This is a genomic window from Mesorhizobium sp. M1006 (genome assembly GCF_040318825.1).
GTDB lineage: Bacteria > Pseudomonadota > Alphaproteobacteria > Rhizobiales > Rhizobiaceae > Mesorhizobium.
In genome coordinates this window covers 1-19,871 of the sequence record NZ_JAMYMZ010000045.1, presented here as the reverse complement: position 1 = coordinate 19,871, position 19,871 = coordinate 1, and the positions used below count along the sequence as shown (strand labels likewise).

The 19,871-nt window shown below is 62.1% G+C and carries 28 protein-coding genes; 11 read left to right on the top strand and 17 right to left on the bottom strand.

Translation table 11 applies throughout. From position 1 onward, the window contains the following. Nucleotides 1–75 precede the first annotated feature (75 nt). Entirely contained in the window at nucleotides 76–1,689 is a 1,614-nt protein-coding gene (locus tag NKH60_RS28095) for an extracellular solute-binding protein (RefSeq protein WP_352835177.1), read from the bottom strand. 374 nt (nucleotides 1,690–2,063) lie between these two features. Here NKH60_RS28095 and NKH60_RS28090 point away from each other — a divergent pair, with 374 nt between their 5' ends. From NKH60_RS28090 to NKH60_RS28080, 3 genes are all read left to right on the top strand, one after another. Then, a complete protein-coding gene (locus tag NKH60_RS28090; protein ID WP_352678761.1) occupies nucleotides 2,064–3,095 on the top strand; it encodes a LacI family DNA-binding transcriptional regulator in 1,032 nt (343 codons plus the stop codon). 241 nt (nucleotides 3,096–3,336) lie between these two features. Further along, nucleotides 3,337–5,469, top strand: a complete 2,133-nt coding sequence (locus NKH60_RS28085; protein ID WP_352835180.1) for a TonB-dependent hemoglobin/transferrin/lactoferrin family receptor — start codon at nucleotides 3,337–3,339, stop codon at nucleotides 5,467–5,469. Nucleotides 5,470–5,471: 2 nt separating this feature from the next. Next, nucleotides 5,472–6,554, top strand: coding sequence for an SIP domain-containing protein (locus NKH60_RS28080; RefSeq protein ID WP_352541118.1), 1,083 nt, complete (start codon nucleotides 5,472–5,474; stop codon nucleotides 6,552–6,554). Here NKH60_RS28080 and NKH60_RS28075 read toward each other — a convergent pair. From NKH60_RS28075 to NKH60_RS28065, 3 genes are all read right to left on the bottom strand, one after another. Next, nucleotides 6,551–6,973: an aconitase X swivel domain-containing protein gene (locus tag NKH60_RS28075; protein ID WP_352474226.1), complete on the bottom strand. Its 423-nt coding sequence runs from the start codon at nucleotides 6,971–6,973 to the stop codon at nucleotides 6,551–6,553. The genes NKH60_RS28080 and NKH60_RS28075 overlap by 4 nt on opposite strands. Continuing rightward, the gene (locus NKH60_RS28070; RefSeq protein ID WP_352503643.1) at nucleotides 6,970–8,220 is read right to left on the bottom strand and encodes an aconitase X; all 1,251 of its coding nucleotides are present in this window, start codon (nucleotides 8,218–8,220) and stop codon (nucleotides 6,970–6,972) included. The genes NKH60_RS28075 and NKH60_RS28070 overlap by 4 nt, the downstream gene beginning before the upstream one ends. 202 nt (nucleotides 8,221–8,422) lie before the next feature. Then, the gene (locus NKH60_RS28065; protein ID WP_352474222.1) at nucleotides 8,423–8,677 is read right to left on the bottom strand and encodes a hypothetical protein; all 255 of its coding nucleotides are present in this window, start codon (nucleotides 8,675–8,677) and stop codon (nucleotides 8,423–8,425) included. 275 nt (nucleotides 8,678–8,952) lie between these two features. Here NKH60_RS28065 and NKH60_RS28060 point away from each other — a divergent pair, with 275 nt between their 5' ends. Further along, nucleotides 8,953–9,285: a hypothetical protein gene (locus tag NKH60_RS28060; RefSeq protein WP_352474220.1), complete on the top strand. Its 333-nt coding sequence runs from the start codon at nucleotides 8,953–8,955 to the stop codon at nucleotides 9,283–9,285. A 134-nt stretch (nucleotides 9,286–9,419) separates the two neighbouring features. Here NKH60_RS28060 and NKH60_RS28055 read toward each other — a convergent pair whose 3' ends face one another. Next, the gene (locus NKH60_RS28055) at nucleotides 9,420–10,121 is read right to left on the bottom strand and encodes a hypothetical protein (protein WP_352874193.1); all 702 of its coding nucleotides are present in this window, start codon (nucleotides 10,119–10,121) and stop codon (nucleotides 9,420–9,422) included. A gap of 433 nt (nucleotides 10,122–10,554) precedes the next feature. Between NKH60_RS28055 and NKH60_RS28050 the strand changes: the two genes are divergently transcribed. Then, nucleotides 10,555–10,869, top strand: coding sequence for a hypothetical protein (locus tag NKH60_RS28050; RefSeq protein WP_352474216.1), 315 nt, complete (start codon nucleotides 10,555–10,557; stop codon nucleotides 10,867–10,869). A gap of 137 nt (nucleotides 10,870–11,006) precedes the next feature. Here NKH60_RS28050 and NKH60_RS28045 read toward each other — a convergent pair whose 3' ends face one another. The 4 genes from NKH60_RS28045 to NKH60_RS28030 form a co-directional block, all read right to left on the bottom strand. After that, entirely contained in the window at nucleotides 11,007–11,234 is a 228-nt protein-coding gene (locus tag NKH60_RS28045) for a DUF2934 domain-containing protein (protein ID WP_352503642.1), read from the bottom strand. A gap of 86 nt (nucleotides 11,235–11,320) precedes the next feature. Beyond that, nucleotides 11,321–11,533, bottom strand: coding sequence for a hypothetical protein (locus NKH60_RS28040; RefSeq protein ID WP_352452715.1), 213 nt, complete (start codon nucleotides 11,531–11,533; stop codon nucleotides 11,321–11,323). Nucleotides 11,534–11,657: 124 nt separating this feature from the next. Then, complete coding sequence (locus NKH60_RS28035) at nucleotides 11,658–11,963, bottom strand: DUF1236 domain-containing protein (RefSeq protein WP_352474210.1); 306 nt, start codon at nucleotides 11,961–11,963, stop codon at nucleotides 11,658–11,660. 343 nt (nucleotides 11,964–12,306) lie between these two features. Next, nucleotides 12,307–12,603 carry a hypothetical protein gene (locus tag NKH60_RS28030; RefSeq protein ID WP_352474209.1) on the bottom strand — a complete coding sequence of 99 codons (297 nt, stop codon included), beginning with the start codon at nucleotides 12,601–12,603 and terminating at the stop codon, nucleotides 12,307–12,309. 168 nt (nucleotides 12,604–12,771) lie between these two features. On the opposite strand from NKH60_RS28030, the gene NKH60_RS28025 reads away from it, so the two are divergent. Then, a complete protein-coding gene (locus NKH60_RS28025; protein WP_352474207.1) occupies nucleotides 12,772–13,047 on the top strand; it encodes a hypothetical protein in 276 nt (91 codons plus the stop codon). A gap of 14 nt (nucleotides 13,048–13,061) precedes the next feature. Here the strand turns inward: NKH60_RS28025 and NKH60_RS28020 are convergent, their stop codons facing one another. The 6 genes from NKH60_RS28020 to NKH60_RS27995 all read right to left on the bottom strand — a co-directional run bounded on the left by NKH60_RS28020 (nucleotide 13,062) and on the right by NKH60_RS27995 (nucleotide 15,324). After that, nucleotides 13,062–13,361, bottom strand: coding sequence for a hypothetical protein (locus tag NKH60_RS28020; RefSeq protein WP_352835182.1), 300 nt, complete (start codon nucleotides 13,359–13,361; stop codon nucleotides 13,062–13,064). A 171-nt stretch (nucleotides 13,362–13,532) separates the two neighbouring features. Continuing rightward, a complete protein-coding gene (locus tag NKH60_RS28015) occupies nucleotides 13,533–13,856 on the bottom strand; it encodes a hypothetical protein (RefSeq protein WP_036245970.1) in 324 nt (107 codons plus the stop codon). Continuing rightward, complete coding sequence (locus NKH60_RS28010) at nucleotides 13,856–14,059, bottom strand: hypothetical protein (protein ID WP_352491004.1); 204 nt, start codon at nucleotides 14,057–14,059, stop codon at nucleotides 13,856–13,858. Before NKH60_RS28010 ends, NKH60_RS28015 begins: the two co-directional genes overlap by 1 nt. Next, complete coding sequence (locus NKH60_RS28005; protein WP_352773023.1) at nucleotides 14,044–14,313, bottom strand: hypothetical protein; 270 nt, start codon at nucleotides 14,311–14,313, stop codon at nucleotides 14,044–14,046. Before NKH60_RS28005 ends, NKH60_RS28010 begins: the two co-directional genes overlap by 16 nt. After that, entirely contained in the window at nucleotides 14,259–14,525 is a 267-nt protein-coding gene (locus tag NKH60_RS28000) for a hypothetical protein (protein ID WP_352874189.1), read from the bottom strand. The genes NKH60_RS28005 and NKH60_RS28000 overlap by 55 nt, the downstream gene beginning before the upstream one ends. Nucleotide 14,526: 1 nt before the next feature. Then, on the bottom strand, nucleotides 14,527–15,324 hold the full coding sequence (locus tag NKH60_RS27995) for an N-acetylmuramidase family protein (RefSeq protein ID WP_352851027.1): 798 nt from the start codon (nucleotides 15,322–15,324) through the stop codon (nucleotides 14,527–14,529). Nucleotides 15,325–15,476: 152 nt separating this feature from the next. On the opposite strand from NKH60_RS27995, the gene NKH60_RS27990 reads away from it, so the two are divergent. The 5 genes from NKH60_RS27990 to NKH60_RS27970 all read left to right on the top strand — a co-directional run bounded on the left by NKH60_RS27990 (nucleotide 15,477) and on the right by NKH60_RS27970 (nucleotide 17,677). Next, nucleotides 15,477–15,662: a hypothetical protein gene (locus NKH60_RS27990; RefSeq protein ID WP_352474196.1), complete on the top strand. Its 186-nt coding sequence runs from the start codon at nucleotides 15,477–15,479 to the stop codon at nucleotides 15,660–15,662. A gap of 133 nt (nucleotides 15,663–15,795) precedes the next feature. Continuing rightward, nucleotides 15,796–15,978, top strand: a complete 183-nt coding sequence (locus NKH60_RS27985; RefSeq protein ID WP_352491000.1) for a hypothetical protein — start codon at nucleotides 15,796–15,798, stop codon at nucleotides 15,976–15,978. 176 nt (nucleotides 15,979–16,154) lie between these two features. After that, nucleotides 16,155–16,322 carry a hypothetical protein gene (locus NKH60_RS27980; RefSeq protein ID WP_352835187.1) on the top strand — a complete coding sequence of 56 codons (168 nt, stop codon included), beginning with the start codon at nucleotides 16,155–16,157 and terminating at the stop codon, nucleotides 16,320–16,322. 166 nt (nucleotides 16,323–16,488) lie between these two features. After that, a complete protein-coding gene (locus tag NKH60_RS27975) occupies nucleotides 16,489–16,662 on the top strand; it encodes a hypothetical protein (RefSeq protein ID WP_352465314.1) in 174 nt (57 codons plus the stop codon). A gap of 268 nt (nucleotides 16,663–16,930) precedes the next feature. Further along, on the top strand, nucleotides 16,931–17,677 hold the full coding sequence (locus NKH60_RS27970; protein ID WP_352835243.1) for a hypothetical protein: 747 nt from the start codon (nucleotides 16,931–16,933) through the stop codon (nucleotides 17,675–17,677). Between the two features lie 28 nt (nucleotides 17,678–17,705). Here the strand turns inward: NKH60_RS27970 and NKH60_RS27965 are convergent, their stop codons facing one another. Continuing rightward, nucleotides 17,706–18,290, bottom strand: a complete 585-nt coding sequence (locus tag NKH60_RS27965; RefSeq protein WP_352458146.1) for an acyltransferase — start codon at nucleotides 18,288–18,290, stop codon at nucleotides 17,706–17,708. A 33-nt stretch (nucleotides 18,291–18,323) separates the two neighbouring features. Further along, nucleotides 18,324–19,871 (bottom strand): SGNH/GDSL hydrolase family protein (locus tag NKH60_RS27960; RefSeq protein WP_352874185.1); only part of this gene is annotated, 1,548 nt, incomplete at its 5' end.

Genomic DNA, 19,871 nt, shown 5'->3' with positions numbered 1-19,871 from the left:
CGGCTTTGCTGGGTCCTTCGTTGCCGAGGGGAAGAGCGACCGCTCCTCCCCTTCTTGGTAGGATCCTTGGAAGGATCAGGCGATCGGATCGAGGACGGTCGGCCAGGCCTCCTTGTTGGTCTTGATCGCTTCGAGAAGCTTCTCCTCGCCGGTGCGGCGGGCAATCTTCTTCCACTCGGCCTCGGTGTCGGCCATCGCCTGCTCGGCTGTCTTGGCCTTGGTCAGCGCGGCGACGAGGTTCTCGTCCAGCGCGTTGTGGAAGGCGGTGGCGCCGGGATAGTTGATGGTGGGCACGGTGCGGGCGACCGTCTCGCGCACCACGTCCATGTGGTAGGCGTGGTAGGTCTGGCGAACCAGCGGATCCGAGAAATCCGATAGCCGGAACGGATCGAAGTAGCCGCCCGGATTGGCAGTCATCCAGGCGTAGATGCGGCTTGAGCCCAGCCACTGCAGGAACAGGTAGCAGGCCTCCGGATTCTTGGCTTGCGAGGACACCGACGCCGACAGATTGAGCCACAGCACCGACCGGCTGACCAGCTTGCCGTCGATTTCGCGGCCGGGCGGCAGCATCGAGCCGATCTTGCCGGTGACAGCTGAATCCTTGTTGCCGGCATTGTCGAGGAATTTCGGCAGATTGGAGAAGGCACAGGTCATGGCCGCGCCGCCCTTGGCGAAATTGCCGTACTGCTCCGGCCAGCCCCAGGAGATCGCATCCGGCGAATGGTGCGAAAGCGACGCGATGTACTCGCTGGTCGCCGCGATACCTTGCTCCGAATTGATCAGCGGCTTGCCGGTATCGTCGAACAAGAACTGATTGGGCGAAGCCATTGAGACATAACGCTGATACCAGTTGGTGTAGCCCCAGCCCTGGTTGCGCAGATCGGTCGAGCCGAACAGGCCCTTGTCCGGGCGCTGGAAGAAAGCCGCGATCTCGTCATGCTGCTTCCAGGTCTTCGGCGCCGCCAGTTCATAGCCGTATTTGCCGGAGAAAGCCTTCTTCTCGGCTGCGTCGCCGAACAGATCGGTGCGGTAGACCCAGGTCTGGAAATCGCCATCCAGCGACACGCCGTAGGTCGAGCCGCGATACTGGTTGAGCAGCGAGACGCCCTTGGCGCCGTCGACATAGCCGCGCTCGGGATCATCCCATTCCGGCTTGTATTGCGCGACGAAGTCGTCGAGCTTGAGGATGCCGCCGGTTTCGGCGAGGTCGCCAAGGCGGTTCCATTCGACCGCGTAGATGTCATACGCCCCACCCTTGGTGGAGATGTCCTGCATCGTCTTGGTAAATTCCTGGCCGTTCGGCACACCGACGATTTCCAACGGAATGCCGGTTTCCTTCTCCCAGAGATCCTTGATCGACGGCGCGCCGGCCGGAAACGGCTGGGTTAGCTGGCCGATCGAGCCGTCGGACAGGCCAAGCACGATCTTGGCCGGCGCCTTGCCGGCGCCCTTCATCGCCTTGGCCGCCTCAATGGCGCGACCCTCGGGCGTGTCGGCGCCATACTGATAGCGCTCCGAACCGTCGAAACCCGTCGGGCCACCGATCATGCCGGGCGCCAGGGCATCGGCGGCATAGGCACGGCTTGGACGAATGAATTTCGGCGCAATACCTGCGGCGGCAACAAGGACTGCCGCCTTTCCACCGGACGCCAGCAAATGGCGCCGCGACACGCGGATCAAATTCGACATTGGAACTCCTCCCTCAGGGCCTTGTTCCTCCACGGCCCTTATGATGGATATTGACGGAACTATAGGAAGCCTGTCAACATCATAAATAATCAATACACCTCATAACATCTCATGGGAGGGGAAGGATGGCGTCTATCAAGGCTCTCACACTGAAGCCGGTGCTTGAATTTGAGGGAGCCCGGCTGCCCACCTCCCCGCTTTGGTCCGCTTGGGCATTTTGGTGTAGCGCAACGGCTTGCACATCGGCCAAGGCCAGTTACATCATTTCCCATCAGAATCGCGGACGGCGATGAAGCCGCTCTGCGACATCGGACCCATGAAATGTGCGTAATCTCGATGCGCCCCTGGCGCGTTTTGGAATGAGGTGATCGACAGTGCGGTCCACCCTGACAGACATAGCCCGGGAGGCCGGCGTTTCGGCCGCCACGGTCGACCGTGTGCTCAACAACCGCGCCGGGGTTCGGGCGCGCACCCGCGAGGTCGTGCTCGAAACGGCACAGCGGCTTGGCTATATCGCTGAAAATTCGAACAATCCGAACCAGCGCAACGCGGTTACTGGCGAGGTCATACGGCTGGATTTCGCCCTGCCCGCCGGCACCAATTCCTTCATCAAGATGCTACACCGCCAGATCGAGGCGCAGGCGCAGGCGCGGCCCGACCTCGACGTCCGCGTCGCTACCATCGAAGGTTTCAATCCGGACCGGCTTGCGCGTCTGCTGCAGGAACTGCACGGGCAGACGCAGGGCGTCGGCGTGATCGCGCTCGACCATCCAACGGTCCGCGAGGCGATCCGCTCGCTTTCGGCCAGCGGCGTCAGGGTCGTCACCATCGCTTCCGACATCCTGCATGTGCCGAGGGTTGCCTATATCGGCATCGACAACCGCGCCGCCGGCCGGCTCGCCGGCTACCTGCTCAACCGCTTCATGGGCGCAGGGCGTCCGGGCAAGGTCGCGCTGTTCGCCGGTTCGCTCTCCTACCGCGGCCACGAGGAGCGCGAGATGGGCTTCCGCCACATACTGGCGGAAGAATCGCCCAATCTGCAGATCGTCGAGATGCGCGAAATGCTCGACGACCGGGAAAAAGCCTATTCGGAGGCCTCCGCCCTGCTCGACCGGCACCCGGACCTGGCCGCCATCTACAATGTCGGCGCCGGCAACACCGGCATCGCCCGCGCCCTCAAGGAGCGCGGGCGTGCGCTGTCGACGGTCTTTCTCGGCCATGAGGTGACGGAAGGCACCAAGGAGCTTCTGCTCGACGGCACGCTGGACGCGGTCATCGACCAGAACCCGCGCGTAGAGGCCCGCGAGGCGCTCAACACCTTGACCCATGCGGTCAGGGGCTTGCCTTACGAACTGCACCAGCCACGGCTGCAAGTGATCTTCAGGGAAAGCATCCCGGAGATCTGAACCAGGTGAAGAAGCACGGGTGCGTCACAAATTCATAATCGCTCGGGCGAGATTTTGGCGGCCAGATCAAGGGTCCGACCGAGAATCTTCGATCAGGCTCAGACCTGCAAAATTAAATTGACTATTATCATCATGTTTTAATAAGTATCCCTGCCCGGCCCGTGTGTCGAGGCTTCTCCATCATGCCAGCCAGGGCCAACGGCCGCCGCCAGCAATCTTTGCTTTTCCCGGGGCTGCACGCATGAAACAGACAAGCAACAAGACCTTGATGGCGAGCACCGCGCTCGCCTTCGCGCTCGGCCTGTGTGCCGCGCCGCTGGCCGCCGCGCAGGAGCCGGAGAAGAACGGCGCCGCCGCCAAGGCCGATCGGCCGGTCAAGGTCGCCCAGCAGGCTAGAACTGGGCAGAACGAGCCGACCGTGCTCGACCTGATCACCATCTCGGCGACGATGATCAAGACGGCGATCATCGAATCGATGGCCGCCATCAGCGCCGTCGATCAGGAAGAGCTCGAACGCATCCAGCCTGACACCGCCGCCGACATGTTCCGCACCACGCCCGGCGTTGCCGCTTCGATGAACGGCGACGATCCGGCAACCGCCATCAACATTCGCGGCCTCGAACAATATGGCCGCGTGGTGGTGACGCTCGACGGCGCCCGCCAGGATTACTGGCGCGTCGGCCACGGCTCGGGCTCGTTCTATGTCGAGCCGGAACTAATCAAAGAAGCGACCGTCATTCGCGGCCCGGTCTCGAACGCCTACGGCTCGGGCGGCATCGGCGGCGTTGTCTCCTTCGAAACCAGGGATGCCGGCGATTTCCTCAAGCAGGAGGAACGCTGGGCGCTGAGCGAGAAGCTGGGCTATGAGGATAATGGCGACGGCTTCACCACCAGCACCACCGGCGCCTACCGTTTCAGCGACGACGCCGACATCATCGGCAACCTCATTTATCGCGACCGCGACAGCTACACCGATGGCAATGGCGACGCCGTGCCATGGACCGGCGAGAGCATCACCAGCGGCTATATGAAGGCGACCCTGCGGCCGGCCGACGGTCACGAGCTCAAGCTCGGCGCGATCCTGCAGCACTACAATGACCAGATCACCGGATCGAGCGGCTCGACCTCGCCAACGCTGAGCCGCTACGACACCGACACGACCAACCAGACCTACACGGCTGCTTATATGTGGAGGCCGGACGACAACGAACTGATCGACCTCAGTGTCAACGCATACCACAACCGCACGCGCGCCGAGCAGACGCAGGTCTGGCCGGCAACGGCGATCGGCAACTTCCGCTATTACGACGTCGCCACGACCGGCTTCAACCTGAAGAACTCCTCGCGTTTCGACGCCTGGGAGTTGGCACATACCCTCACCTACGGCCTCGACTACTACTATCTGGAGGCCACGTCGGAGGCCGCGCATTTCGGTTCGGGCGAGCAGCAGGGTTATGGCGGCTTCCTGCAATGGCAGGGCGACTACAGCGACTGGCTGCAGCTCATCGCCGCCATGCGCTATGACGGCTACCAGCTCGACGGCAAAACGAAGACCGTGCCGCCGGCGGAAGCCTCGATTTCGGGCGATCGCTGGTCGCCTCGCCTCACCGTCGGCGTGACGCCGTTGGATGGCTTCCAGCTCTACGGCACCTATTCGGAAGGCTACCGGGCACCAGGCCTGCAGGACGTCTATCGCGGTGGCGGCGCGCATGGCGGCGGCGACAGTTACCAGCCTAACCTGCTTCTGCAGCCCGAAACGGCGAAGAACTGGGAAGCCGGGATCAATCTGAGATATGACGATGTGCTGGCCGCAGGCGACCTTTTTCGTGCCAAGGTCAACGTCTTCCACACCGCCGTCGAAGACTATATCGACGTCGACCTCACCGTTTTGCCGCGTATGGCGATCAACATCGGCGACGCGCGGCTGAAGGGCGTCGAGGCCGAAGCCGTCTACGACTATGGCTGGGGGTTCGCGAACCTCGCCGGCGCCCTGATCGACGCCAAGGTCGTCAGCGGCGTCTATTCCGGCCAGACGCTGAACAACACGCCGCTCGACCGCTTCTCGGCGACCGTCGGCTTCCGCATGCTGGAAGACCAGCTCACCGTCGGTGCGCAATATCTCAGCGTCGGCAAGATCACCCGGACAAGCCGCACCAATCCCGACGCGCCGGTCGTGGTCGATGACGGCTTCGACCTGGTCAACGTCTTTGCCAACTGGCGCATCAACGACTACGCCAAGCTCGATTTCAGCGTCGATAACGTCTTCAACACCGCCTACACCGACCCGCAAAGCGCCTGGTCGACGACGGCGGCGACGGAACAGGGCAAGGGCCGCACCTTCAAGGTGGCGCTCACAGGCAGGATCGGAGGTTGAGAATGAGGGAAGCTTCAGTGAGCGGACTGGCCTGCGAAGCGCGCTTGAACCTGCGCAACCTGCCGCATTACATCGACCGCATCAGCGACAGGCTGCAGAGCTTCGATGCCGATGCCTCGCGGGAGGGGCAGCGGCTCGACTTCCGCTTCGCCTTCGGCGACGCGTCCCTTGACATGGAGCGGCTGGTGATGCGGGCCAACGCCGCCGACCGCGATGGGCTGGCCCGCATCAAGGACCTGCTGGCCACCGCCGTAGAGGTATATGCCAAGGAAGAAAGTCCCGAGATCGTCTGGACCGGCGATCTCGCCGAAGAAACCCGCCTCGCGCAGTTCCGTGAGATGGTCGTCACCCAGGTCGGCGACCTGACGCGGCATATGCGCCGCATCCGCTTCGCCGGCGAGGATCTCTCTCGTTTTGCGAAATTCGGCGGCATGCATATCCGCATGCTGTTTCCGACCAGGGACGTCCCCGATCCGCTCTGGCCCGTGCTCGGCAGCAATGGCCTCCCGGCATGGCCCTCGGACGACAGGCGCCCGGCAGCGCGCGTCTACACCATCCGGGCCCTCGACGTCGAAATGGGCATCATCGAGGTCGACTTCCTCATCCACCCCGGCGACAGCGTCGGCGCCCGCTGGGCCATGCAGGCGGCGCCCGGCATGAAGATCGGCATGATGGGGCCGGTCGGCCGTCGGGTGCGACCGGCGTCCTGGTATCTCATGGGCGCCGACGAAACCGGCCTGCCGGCGCTGGCTCGCATGCTGGAGACTCTGCCCGCCGAGACCAAAGGCGTGGCCTTCATAGAGATCGCCGACGATGGCGAACGGCAGGTCGTCGACAACGCAACCGGAATAGAGGTGCACTGGCTGCCGAGAAATGGGGTGCCAGCCGGGCTCGACGACAGGCTGGCGCGCGCCATCCGGTCAGTCGCATGGCCGACCGGTTCGGCATTCGGCTGGTTTGCGGCCGAAGCGGCAGCCGCCACGACGGTGCGCGAACACTGGCGCGGCACGCTGGCGCTCGGTCGCAACGAAACACTGGCGGCAGCCTACTGGCGGCGGGGCGCGGCGGGACTGATGGCCGGCTAGAGCTTGCTCACCATCGCTTGCGCATCTTCGCCCAGACCGATTGCGATCCGGTCGCCGGAGACAATGCCTGACACGTCGCAGACAACCAGCGGCATGCTGATTTCGTAGAGGAATTCGGCAACGATGGCGCCGACGGCAAGGATCGGGTCCGGCCGCTCCAGGATAATGCCGGCCGGCGCCGTGCCTCTGCGGATCGCTTCGGCCAGAACCGAAGACGAGGACGACGACCCTCGCCCGCTCGGCATCACCAGGATCTTGCGGGCGATATTGCCGCCCAGGTCCGGATGCGAATGGTCGATGATGTCGCCCGTTTCGACGTCGATCCCGCCCCAGAAGCTGAGCGCCTGCGAAAGCACCAGCGCTGGGCCTTGTGCCGAGCCGGAAAGGTGGAATGTACCGGTTCTGGCCGGCGTCTTCATGGCGCGCCTCGCACGACGCGGCCGGCCGCAGCCGAGCGGACGCAGTCTTCCATGTCACCGAAGGCCACCGAGACACCGATATTGCCAGGTGCGTAATGCGCCCATTTGCCCGAATTGGTCATCACCACGCCATCGAGACGCTCGAGGATCGACGTGACATAGGTGCAGGTGTCGGTGACCGGGACAAGGCCGAAGGCTTCCATGCCGGCCAGTGCGCCTTCGTCCTGCAGCCGCGTCAGCGTCGCGCGCCCTGTGTTGACATAGATCGGGACACCTTTGCCTGGACCGACTTCGCGCAGCAGCGGCAACAGGCGCATCCACTCTTCATGGGAGAAATGCGGCGTGCCTAACGACACGGCTGCGAGCTGCACGCCGTCGGGAACGCTCGACAGCCTGGCCAGCGCATGGTGGATGTCAGCGCGAGAGATCCGGATTTTTTCCTCCGGCGCCAGGCCGTGCAACGCCTCATCCGGCGTCTCCGCCTCCGGCGTGATGCCGACGGCATGAAACAGCGCCACGGCACCCGTCGTTGCTGCCGCCGCCCCCAGCGCCTTCAATTGGTCCTCGTCGCGCGGCTGCGGCAGGCCCGATATGACAGGGATGCGGTCGCCAGCCCTTTGCCCGATGATCAGCCCGACGCCGACAAACAGAGCGTCGCTTGGCTCGAAAGCAGCGTCAGTCAGCTCGAACAGGACCTGGCCTCGTCGATTTTCACTCAGATGCAGCCCCCATGCCGGCGCGCGCCCGGTCATTGCGCAGCACAAATCGATAAAATCGCCATAGCGGTTGGTCCGCGCGCCGATCACCGAATTGGCAAAGACGATGGCGTTGGATTCACCCCAGGCGATCTGCTCGCCGAACCTTGGCCGGAACCGGGTCTGATAGGGTGCGCAGGTGAAGGTCGCCTGGCAGCCGAGTTCCAGATGCGCCTTCATCAGGCGTCGCGCCGGCGTTTCTTGCGACACCGGCATCTTCACCAATCCGGGATGGATGAGGTCGAACGAACCGACATTCAGCGTCGTCGGCACCCGAACGCGGCCGCCGCCCTCGATCAGCCTTTCGACGAAATCGAGGCTGGCCTGGCCGTGATAGAGGCAGCCGTCGATATGGGCACCGGCAATGTCCAGCAACTTGCGCGCGCCGACCGCCTTCGAAAAGGCAACCAGGATCGTCATGGCGGCAGCCGCTGCCGAGCCTTGCTCGCCATGCAGCATCGACTGGTCGCCCGCCGTCAATTCCAGCGTCATCGGCAATATTCCCGAGCCCGCACTATGCCGATCAAGCACTCCCTGATTACGGAGCGTCTGGCAAGACAGAGCTTTGGATCTCTTCTACTTCGCAGCCGTCAGCAGACCAGACGTTCACAGCTCATCGCGAAGCAAGAGAGAGACGCGAAGCACGGTCGCAGAGCGGGCGATCCGCGGCGGAAACGGCGCTATTCCTTCGGCGCTATTCCTTCTGGGACGGTCCGTCGGCCGCGCTGCGGTCACCATCTGCAGAATGCGGCAGGATGCCGAAATCGCGCGACTTGGTCCCATGCGCCGCCGTCAGGAAACCATCGGCTGTGAGACCTCGCCTCAAAAGCTCACGTACCGCGGCCGACCGGCTCGGCATGTGCTTGTCGAAGCGCCAGTTCTCCAACGCCGCCAGTTCATCGACGGTCAGCATGATCTGCAATCGTTCCGGGCGTTCCAGTTCGGACATCTCGGCCTCCTGTCACACCAGCCTAAATGCAGCTGAGTTAGTGTGTTCCTAATTTTCTGTAGAGTTAGGTACGTGAGCAGAATGCGTCAAGGCCTTCGGATCAGCGAGTCATGCAGAAGTCAGATGAAGCGGATCAAGCGTCAGATAGGCAATCAACAAAATACGCTAACTATTTGACATGAAATGAGTTTTTAAGGAATTTCGCTTGCCAATCGCGAATCCTGGGCGCATCGTGGAACATGAGGGACAAACCGCTCCTGAAGGGAAGGTTTTCCATGCGCTACGGATTTTCGGTTCGCCTGCACGAGGACGTCAGTTCCCGAGTTCGGGCTGTATTGCGGTCCGGGATTGCCATCAATCTGACTGCTGTCGCCGAAGCCGCGCGACTGCAGAACCTCGCCGAGAATGTTGCGCGCGAGGACATCGAATGGCTCGTCATGCAAGCAGCCCAGCTCTACGGGGCGGCTATCGAGTTCGACGGCTTCGCGGAAACCGATCTGGCGGAGTTTGCGTGCCCTCAGCTGATGCAAAGCAGCCCCGCCGCGGGTTGGGACTCCCTGGAAGACGAAGCGTCCGCTTCGCCGGATCCTGGCCGTCAAACACACTGAGCGCGTGTGAGCCCCGCCATGCTGCCGCCACGTGCTCGGAAAAAAGCCCGCCGCAATGGCGGGCTTTGGACTGCTGGAGCTTTGGTGGACGAAGGCCTCTCGGCCCGGTCCGACATTCATCCGATGTATTCGCCTTAGCGGCGGGCGATCAGCAGGCACAATTGGCGCAGATCGCTGTCGTAAGTGCCTTCGCTGCTGAGCACGTCAACGCAGCGCTTCTTCATCCTGGCCAACTTGTCGCCCGCCATGTCGGCAACGACCTGGGGCAAGCTGGGATTGCTGGGGTTGCTGGGGTTGCTGGGATTGGACGGACTGCCCGGGTTGGACGGATTGCTCGGATTGGTGCCACCACCGATCCCGACACCGGCGCCGACATTGATGCCGCTGCCGATCCCGACCCCCGTGCCAGCCCTAACGCCGCTGCCGATACCTACCCCCGCGCCGGCAGCAATGCCACCGGAACCGCCGATCGTCGCGCCGGCACCGGCGTTGATGCCGCTTCTGCCCCCGACCGATGCGCCGGCGCCCGCCGCGATTCCGCTGGAACCGCCAACCGTCGCGCCGGCACCGGCGTTGATGCCGCTACTGCCGCCCAACGACGCACCGAGGCCTGCCTTGATGCCGCCGCTGCCGCCAACCGTCGCGCCGGCACCGGCGTTGATGCCGCCGCGACCGCCAACCGTCGCGCCGAGGCCGGCTTTGATGCCGCCGTTGCCGCCGATGGATGTTCCAACACCAACGGCAATTCCGTCCGCGGCATTCACGGGCATCGAGAGCATGAAAATAACTGCGCTGCCTGCCACCGCATCGGTGATTGTTTTGATTAAGGTGGTCATAACACTCTCCTTGCTGTAGTTGCGCTGAACAGCCCGCGACGTCGCCGGTTGCATACCTACTAATTTGCAAGAAGATGATCGGTTTCGTTGCCGATCAGCTCGCTGGCCTCATGGTATATTTTCAAATAACAGCCGCGTGAAATTTGTAGTGAAATTTTCCGAAAGTTTTACTTGGGATGGTCTCTACCAATTGAAGCGATGCGAGACTCAGCTGATGGCGCCGCAATAGACGAACGTTGCGACGGTCGGCGGCCAAAGAAGGCGAATTCCTAATCAGCAAACCACAACATCAAACCTACCTACGGTAATAGAACAAGGGGGGCCGAGAAGATCCGCGCTGCGCGGGTTTGCTTCACTGTGCTGCGTCATTTTTGCCGGAACCTTTCCATCACCCGGGTTGTTTTTTCTGTAGTCGCCACATGATGATAACCCAATGATGGAGATCAACATGCTTACGAAAATCGTGACAGCTTCCATACTTGCAGCCGGTCTGGCGACCGCGGCGATGGCCCAGAACGCCGGGTCGGACAACAATGCGCCTGGCAGCGAGAAGAGCATCGTCGTCCAGCCCAAGCCGAACGGTATTGACCCTGGCACGACCCGCAGCACGATGGGCACGACGGGTACCATGAACTCCAATGCGGATGAAAACTGCCCTGCAACCCCGCAAGGAGCTCAACCCGATGCATCCAACAAGCCTGCCGGGACGGTTTCACCGACTGTCAACGACAACAATTGCGGTAAGTAGTTAGCCGCGCCAATCGGGCTTGCCATCGCGGGCTTGCGGCAGCAGGACCGGTCAGGACTGGTTTTGCTGCCGATCATGGAACGATGTATGGGCCGACCACCCGCGAGATCCAGCGTTGGAATCAAATCCGCTTGCGTTCACGCTTTACGTGGTCGCGCCTTGGATTTGCTTCCGTCCTTGCTGGCGGCCGGCCTAGGCTGGCGTGCTTTCGGCTTCGGTCGGCTGGCGGTCTCCGGCGCGGCGGTTTCTGCGTCGATTTCGGCGGTAGCCTGATCCCAATGCTGCTGATGCGCCCCGTCGGGCCTGCCTGCCTGTTCCCAGATCGCGTGTGCTCGCTGGCGAATCCGTTCCTGCCTGTCCGTCATTGTTGCCTCCGTCGGCTCGGTTGATGCGTAAGCAACCTTGTTCTAGCTGAAATTTCGACCGGGGTCTTGAGCGGCAGGCGACACCGTCATTGAACCTCTCTGTCACACAGGACGGCGACCCCGAGGAGCGCCGCCTTCTTGATGATCAGCCCTTCAAGGTCCGCGTCCGAGCGCTCGGTTCCGGTGCGTTCGCGCAACAGTGCTATCGCCGCCTTCATCGACAGCAGGCCATCGCCTCGTTCAGCAAGCAGTTTGTCGACGGCTGCGGCCACGTTGACCGGCTCGACATGCGGCAGCATGGGAGTGGCTCCTTTCCTTGTTTCGAGACGACAGCGGCTCCATCCCGATCCCTCGGGATGGAGCTCTCATTTGATAATTTAGGCCATGACCTTCCAAATCCGGTTCGCGGTTTGGCAACGCCGATCACTCGATGACCTGCACGATCTTGCGGGTGTCTGGGTCGACGAGCACGGTGCGATTGCCGACGACGACGTATCTGTACCGCACGTCTGGAACATCGATCGGTTGCAGCTCAACCGTATCGGGCAACGTGGAACCGATATTGAGCTCCACCCCCAGAAGACTGATCGACGCCAGCGGGTGCTTGTGGACGTATTCGCGGATGACCGTCTGCTGTTTGGGCGTGACAATCACCTGGTCCGCGGTGGCCACGCCGACGCCGGCAAGCAACGCCAATCCCGCCGCAGCAGGAACAAGGTGGATTTTCATCGTCTACTCCTGTTGTTACGGGCCTCGCCCTTACAATTGCGACGCGGCATTCCGGTCGAAGCGGCGAACCCTCTAGGCAAACGCCCACGCCACCTTGTTGTTCCGTAAGTGGCGGCTAATCGAACAGCGGTGAAGTGCCCGCGCGATGCGGCGAATGGACTGCGAATGAGCTTGCGGTGGCCCGCGTCGCAAGACGCGGGCCGATCGGTTTCCCGATCAGCAGCGATACCGGAGGGGGGTGATATCTACTGCGTCTGAAATAACATTTAGGACAAGCTAATGTTCCTCAGCGAGTGCAACAAACCTGCCGGCGCGAGCGGCGCGAAGTTGCCGCTCGTCGCTGCTACTGCTTTGGCGGCTGTGGCGGCACCTCGCCGGGCTTGATCACCGGGGTCTTGCCCTCATCCGGCGGTGGCGCCGCCATGCCCTGATCGCCCGTTGGCGGCGGCTTCAGGACCCCACCGCATGGCTCGAGCGTATCGGACAAATTGTTGCCGGCCGGCTTCTGCTGTTGGCTGTTCTGGTCCGGCGGCTCGACTTTGCAGCGGTCGGATTGCGCCTGTTCGCCCGGCTGCGCGGCCGCCGGCACCGCCAGCAGCAGCGCACCTAACATGTACGGCAAGAAAATGAGCGGTCTCATGTCGAGCTCCTTTCGCGCCAGTATCTTCTGAATGTGAAGGCGGGCCGGCGCGATTGGTTCCGTCGTGCGGCAATGCGCGCGGACCGCAGCGGCCCGGAACCGGCTGCCAGACTTATGAGTTCAACCACTGAGCCAATTCAGGGCCGCTGACATTATGGAGAACCGGCGATGGAACCGCGCAGCAAAGAACGAACCGACGACGAGACGGAGAGCCCGACGATCCAGCAGCAGGACTGGGATGCCATCCGGAGCGGGAGAATCCTCCCTGACGGCGTGCCGCAAAACGGCGATATTCGCTATGACGTCGAGAAGAGCGGCGAACTGCCGGAGGAGGACGACGATAACGCTTACCAGGACAGCGACGAGGCCTTGCCGGACGATACGGATGAACGTGTCATTTCGCGCGATCTCGCACGCGAAGGTGGCCCTTTCGACGAGGAATGAGCCGCCGCCTGCTTTCAATTCGGGAGGTCGAAGAGCGGCTCCTGGCAGCGATAGACCAGACATTGACCGTCACGCGTCTTGATATACGCGGCGCGCGGCACCTGCGGCCAGTCGCATTCATTGCCGAATTGGCGGACGTAACGGTCGTAGGTGTTCTGGCCGGTGGTGAGCACGACAGAGCGATGCCTCTGGATCAGACGCTGCGTCTGTTCGCATGTCATCGCGCGGCTGTCCGGCCGCGCGTCGGCCGTTGCGGCAAACAGAAGCGCCCCGGCTGTCAGGACTGCCGCTTGTGTCTGGACCTTGGCAAGCATGACACCATCTCCCATGCCTAACGCGCATCTTGGTCGGGCAGCGCCGGATCGAGCCGCCCTGTCGCGAAAGAAAGATCGTACAGAATGCGAGCAAAAATGCAAAAAGCCCGCCGCACCTTTCGGCGCGGCGGGCTCCAACTGAACGTCACTATTTCGGCGGGCTTGGGCGGCTTATTCCTCCTTCACCGGCCCGAACCGGCGCACGATAACCTCGAAGACGATGTCCGAGATCCACATCGCCGAGACGCCGATGAGGAACGCCGCGGCCAGCGTCGTGGTGTCGTCGTCCGGAGAAGGAATGGGCAGGCCGGCGGCGCGGAAATAATGCACGACCGGCAGCGTCAGATAGGCCGCCGCCAGCGCGCCGCAGATCGGCGAGGCCACCATTTCGCGGACCTTGTAGCGATGGCGCGACAAGGCCCGCAAAATGCCGCCGGACAGGCCGGCGACCAACACCGGCGCCTTGATGCCCAGGACGTCGAGCAATTCGTGCATCATGGCGTCCACCCGCACCATCTGGCGCCCTGCCCGTTGAAGGCGTTCATCTCGTCGAGCTCGGGCCGGCTCATGGCGGCAACGACCGGGGAGGATGGCCGGCGCGGCTGGTTGTGGTCGCACCAGACCTGGCGCGGATTGCCGGCCGGCGCGGTTGTCGTGCAGCCGGCGAGCACCACGCAGAGGATCAGCGCCTTGCCCATTTCTCAGCCTCCGCCCTTGCTGCCGCATCGGCCATGCCGGCGGCCTTGCGCTCTTCGGCGGCGGCCTCGCGCCTCATTTCCAGACGATCCTCGGCGGCCGCGACTTTTGCCTCTGCCTGTTTGACCGCCTCCTTCCTCGCCCGGTTGATGCCGCCGGCAACGTAAAGGCCGATGCCGCCCGCCACAGCAGCGAATGCCGTCATGACGACCCTGTTGCCGATGATGGCGCTGAGAATGCTGAGAAGCGCTGCCATAACAAGTCCTCCGCGCGGCGGCGGCGCAGGAACTCGGTCAAAACGCCGTTGATCACAAGAAACCAGGGGAACCATTCCCCCGGAACGACCGGCGAAAGAACCTGCGGGTCGACATAGGTGACGATAGTCGCGATGACGCCGATGGCCGCCTGAAGCCGCGCCCAGAATATTGTCTCGCTGTCGCGGAAAAAGCTCTTGATCCGGGTCCACATGTCATTTCCTTCCGAATAGCTTGAGGATGGCTGATAATTTGAGGATGGCGGCGATCAGCGCTGCCCAGAAGCCGGGCCTGGCGACAGCCACGGGAGGCCCAGAGGGCGTAGCGGTCGCTTGTGGAACGGCAATTGGCTTGGCGGGCTCTGGCGGGACTGCAGGGGTGACCGCCGATGACACCGGACCGGCAGACGGCCAGGGCGTGTCCTTGATGCGCGACCATTTGCGATAGGCCTCGGCAAGCCTGGTATCGTAGGCGTTCTTGCGATAGCCGGCGCCGTTGTAGCCCTTGGCGAATCCCGACCAGTCATGATTGCGCAGATTGTCGTCGAGCCGCTTCTCGACGATGAAATCGATCGCCGCGCCGAGCTGCAGCGCCTCGTCCGCCATCATCGCCTCGGCCATCGCCTGCACGGTAAGGAAGCCTGCCGCCTTGAAATTCTCGCCGAGGACCTGGCCCAAGCCCCACGAAGCGGATTTGAGCGCCGCGGTTTCGTCGATCGCACAAGCTGCCCTGAGCCGTGGGTAGCTATCCCTGGGATAGGGCTTTGCGCCCCACTTCGGATAAGCGAGGCCGGCGGCTACCGCTTGTGCCCGCTTGGCACCCGACAGGTTGCGGTAGAAGACGTGCGGTTCGAACAGGATGACCGGCCGGCCAACGGCGTCGAAGCCGTGCCCGCTGGTCTCGACATCGAGGAACGCGTGCATCTCGTCCTCGCCGACGCCGATCCGGGCACCGAGTTTCGGCAAGTCTATATCATCGAGGCGCCTGGCGGCGCCCCTGAACGTCATGTCCATGGGCAGTCCTTTCCGCCCTCGCGGGCAAGGTTTTGAGGTTGAAAAAGCAGATGCGCGGCGGCAAAGCAGAATTTGGCGGCAGCCCGCGCCGATGTGGCAAGGAAGGTTGATGTTTTCGACCCGCCGTGTGAAATGGCCGCGGGATGGTGCACATGTCTGATGATGAACAAACCGCTGCGGCACGCTGGTCGGTGAAGTCCGAGCTCCGCGCCGTCGCTCGCGACAAGCCGTTGCTCGCGGTGCTGGCGGCGATCCTCTGTCTCTATTGTGCGTTTATCGCCGGACCGATCGTCTATGCGGTGCTGGCCATCAACGGCATTGCGGATTTCTTCAAATGAAGCCGGTTCCGGCGATATCGCTGCGGTCAGGCGCGCTGCGTTTTCGGCCCCGAAATTGCTTGGCCTGGATGAAATTGCCTAGCCGGGATGAAACTGTTCCCGTCTATCGTTCGTAGCTTTAGCGGGAGGACACGTGACGATAAGAATCAGGCTTCCGGGCGGCACCTTGAAGATCAAGAAAAGGAGCGAGCTGCGGCGCCGCGAGCAGAACCGCGAGGTGCCGGTTTGGCAGGTCGGCAATTACTTCGTCATCTGGTGGCCGAGCGGCGTGTCCGATCGCCCATCCTCGCCCAGAAAATCCTCGCCCAGGAAATAGCCCGCGCACCCGACGATCCCGACTGGGCATGCCGCCTCGGTGATCAGGAACCGCCGTGCGCGCCAAAACCTCAAAGCCGCTCGACTAGTCCCAGAAATAGTCAGCGGGCAGGCATTGACTCTTCCGCAGCGGAAGGTCTCTGATGCTGCATTGCACAATTTGGGGCGGCGGAAGCGATGGCAGTGCGTATCAGAATGCCGGGCGGCACGCTGAAGGTGAAGGTGTACCGCGAATTGCGCGAACGCGAACGCGCCCGCCGCATACCCGTCGTCAAGATCGGCCGGATCTATTTCACCTGGTGGTCGAACCGCCAGCGCCTGGTTGACGATCAGTCGCCAGGGTGACGCATGAATTTTTTCGGCTGCCATGCGCCTGGGAAGCCCGCCCCGACCTCCGCCGGCCAGCTTGCAAAATAAGTTGATGATCCTGCTGTTGACTCTCCCGTAACGGAAGGTCTCTACTTACCGCATTGCACGAAAATTGCTGCGTTGCACAACGGGAGTTGGACCGATGGCAGTGCGTATCAGGTTGCCTGGCGGCACTCTGAAGATGAAGACCTATCGTGAGTTGCGGGCCAGGGAACGCGACCGCCGCGTGCCTGTGATGAAGATGGGCTCGCTGTATTTTGTCTGGTGGTCGAAAAGCCAGGACCTGCATCAGAAACCGCAGGACAGCAGACGGTAGCGGCTCCGCCGGCGGCGGGTCCGCGTCGGCGATGAACCCTGGCAATTCCGAAATACCGCCCAGCTGTAGGATTTCTGGTCGGCCTGCTGTGCCATTGTTGGTGCGCACAGCATCCCGAGCGGCCTCGCAGAGCAATTCTTCTGACGAACTTTTCGGCGATTTTCAAATGGCCTCCAGACTGGCGGACACGCGCGTTTGCAAGCTTGCAAACCGCCGCCGCTTGTCGCAAATAATTGTCCGCGGGCGGGCGATCAGGAGTCATCCATTGATGAATGTCCAATCGCGCATGCATGCTTTCCTTCGCTCAAGCCCCCTCCGATATTATTTTCACCTCGCAAAGGCTCGCCTTGCCGGGTCTCCGCAATCAGACGAAAGTGTAATCCTGTCGCAGATTGTTGGCCAAAGCCCGAAAACGTTCTTGGAATTTGGTTTCCATCCGACGGAGTACAACTGCATTGGGCTTAGTGAATTCAGGGGTCTGCTCGTCGACGGCGACGCAACGACCGTGCGGTTGGCGCGCTCGCTGCTTCCAAAGCGGATTGAAGTGCGCCAGAGCTTCATTGATCTCAACAACATCGAAAGTCTCGCCACGCATTTTCCGCAACTTGGAGTGCTTTCCGTCGATGTCGATGGAAACGACTACTGGTTTCTGCAAGCCTTGCTGCCAGTGCGCCCGGCCATCATTGTCGCGGAGTACAATGCCAGCTTCGGGCTCAACCCCGTCACCGTGCCATACGATCCGTCGTTCGATAGGGCCGCAAAGCACGAAAGCGGTTGGTATCACGGCGCCTCGATCACCGCTCTGACGCAGCTCTGCAATAGTCACGGCTACAAACTCGTCGCTGTCTCGGCGGCTGGCGGCAACCTGTTCTTCTTGCCGCAGACTGTGGCCTTGCCCGGACTAGAGCCTGTGGAGGCGTACCGCGAGAGTGCACTTCGCAACGGCTGGTCAGGAACCACGGCGAAGGAGCAATGGGAGCGGATCAAGCACATGCCCTTCGTGACAGTGAGCTAACCGTGTGATGAGCATTAACCCAAAGGCATCATTTCACGACCCGGTCAGGCCGCACCAGGGCGTCAGCAGGGACGTCGGTTCGCACTATGGAACCGGCGGAGATAATCGCCCGATCGCCGATCGTGACACCCTTCATGATCATGGCACTGTTCCCAATCCAGACATCGTCTCCAATCACGATCGGAGCGGAGCGGATGCCAGGGTCGACTCTAGGATGGCCCCGCTTGAAGATGGCTTGCATCTGCGCGAAGCGCTTCTTCGGGTCCATAGGATGCGAGTTGGTGTCGTGGATCGCCACACCCCATGAGACGTGTACCCGCTTTCCGATCTTGATCCCCACCGGGTCTGACGACCAAATCGTCGAGCTTGGGCCAAGATAGAACCAATCATCAATCTTGATCCGACCCTCGTGGGCAAAGACCTGCAAATGCCCATCCAAATGGCTGTCCGCGCCGATTGAGACGCGAGACCGGTCGCCGTGGATATTAAAGATCTCTGCCCCGGCGCCGAACTTCGTGCGCGGCCCGATGACGGCATTCTCCCTAGCGGCGCCCGTGGCGATCCACGACCAAAAGCGGCGGCGAAGAGTGAGAACGGTGGAGAAGACGCGCATTCGCGAACATCTGCCACACAGGACCATTCCAGTCTAGGCTCCGAAGAAGCCCCGGCGCGACAGACAACGGAGTTCCTCAGCGTCGAAAGTTCCGTGACGCAGACTGCCCGCAGCATTCGGATGGAGCTCATCGCCCATGTAAAGCAACGAGGTCAGGTAGCCGATGCCACTCTCACCACCTACGTCGATTAACGGTATGGACAGCAGCTTCGCCACTTCGCGCTCGGCGTTGAAGAACTGGTCCATGGTGTTGCCCTGGCCATTCACCCGACCTATCCGGTGCGTCGCGTGTCCAGGGCCGCCGCTGTAGGTGCCAATCATGATGATCTTGGCGTTCGGCGCACGCGCTCGGATGGCGGCGCACGCCGCCCACAGCGAACCATAGTGAGTGGCGTAGGTCGTGTCGCCGAGAGCGCCCAGGGGCGTCTCCTGCGCGCCAAAGGCGTTCGGGCCCGGCTCCAGGATTACCAAGTCCGCGTCGACCGGAATGTTGGTGATCGCATTGGACATTCCGTAGCTCGGATAGGCGGTGGTGCTCAGCCCCAAGGCCGAGCCACTGACGGCTAGATTGGTAGGGACCATACCGGTCAGACCGGCGAGGACGGGAACGTAGTAGGCTCCGGCCGAAATACTAGAGCCGATCAGCGTCAATTTCTTACCAACCAGGGCGGCCGAGCCGTCGTCATATGGATCGCCGCCGATGTTGGCCGGATCCGACAGTAGGCCAAGATACAGAGCGCCATTGGCGACTGCCGTCACGCCGGCGCTTTTGGTCCAGGCCGAGTTGGAGAGGTTTTCCGAAGACGAGAAGACATTCGGCCCACCATTGATGCTTAGAGCCGACCTTTGGACATAGAATCCAGACACACCATCGCCGACATACGGGTGACCGCCAGCAGACGGGAAAATACGCTGTTGCCAGTTCGTCGCGGCCGTGGCCGTTGCCGTCTTCGTGACCGTGCATTCGTACCAGCCGTTGCCAAGAGCGACGATGCTCGCGCCCGTGCCGGTCGCAGTCCCGGTGTCGAGATTGAAGGTGCAGTCGAAGATGACGGCGTTGTTGGAGTAGAGATTGAGACGATTGCGTTCGGCCTTTTTGGCGGTGACTTTCCAGACGATATTGTCGCCATTGACCACGGACCTGCCCTGATAAACGGAAGGATTGCCAGAGCCGACCATTTCGACAAGCTTCGACGCCGTCATTCGGCCTCTGACGGTCACGTCGAGGCCATCGACAAGCGGAGGCAGGGAGATCAGCACCGGTTCATAAGGGCTGACCGTGGTGGTAACCGTCACGTTCTGCTTCGTGAAGGCGGCGTTGGCGGGGTCGCTGCTCGGGAACAGGTTAGCCGGCAGGCCCTGCTTGCGCAGCACGATACTGCGAATGTACATACCGCTGGTTCCATCGCCGGTGAACGGAAAAACGCCAGCAGCCGACATGCGTGCCTGCACATTGTTCGTAATATTTGCCGCAGCCAGGACGACAGCCTTGCACTGATAGTGTTGAAGAAGTCGGCGATGAAGCCGTGGATCCACTCGCACCGAAGCGTCTTGATTAAGGTCGACGCGACCTCCTCGCCT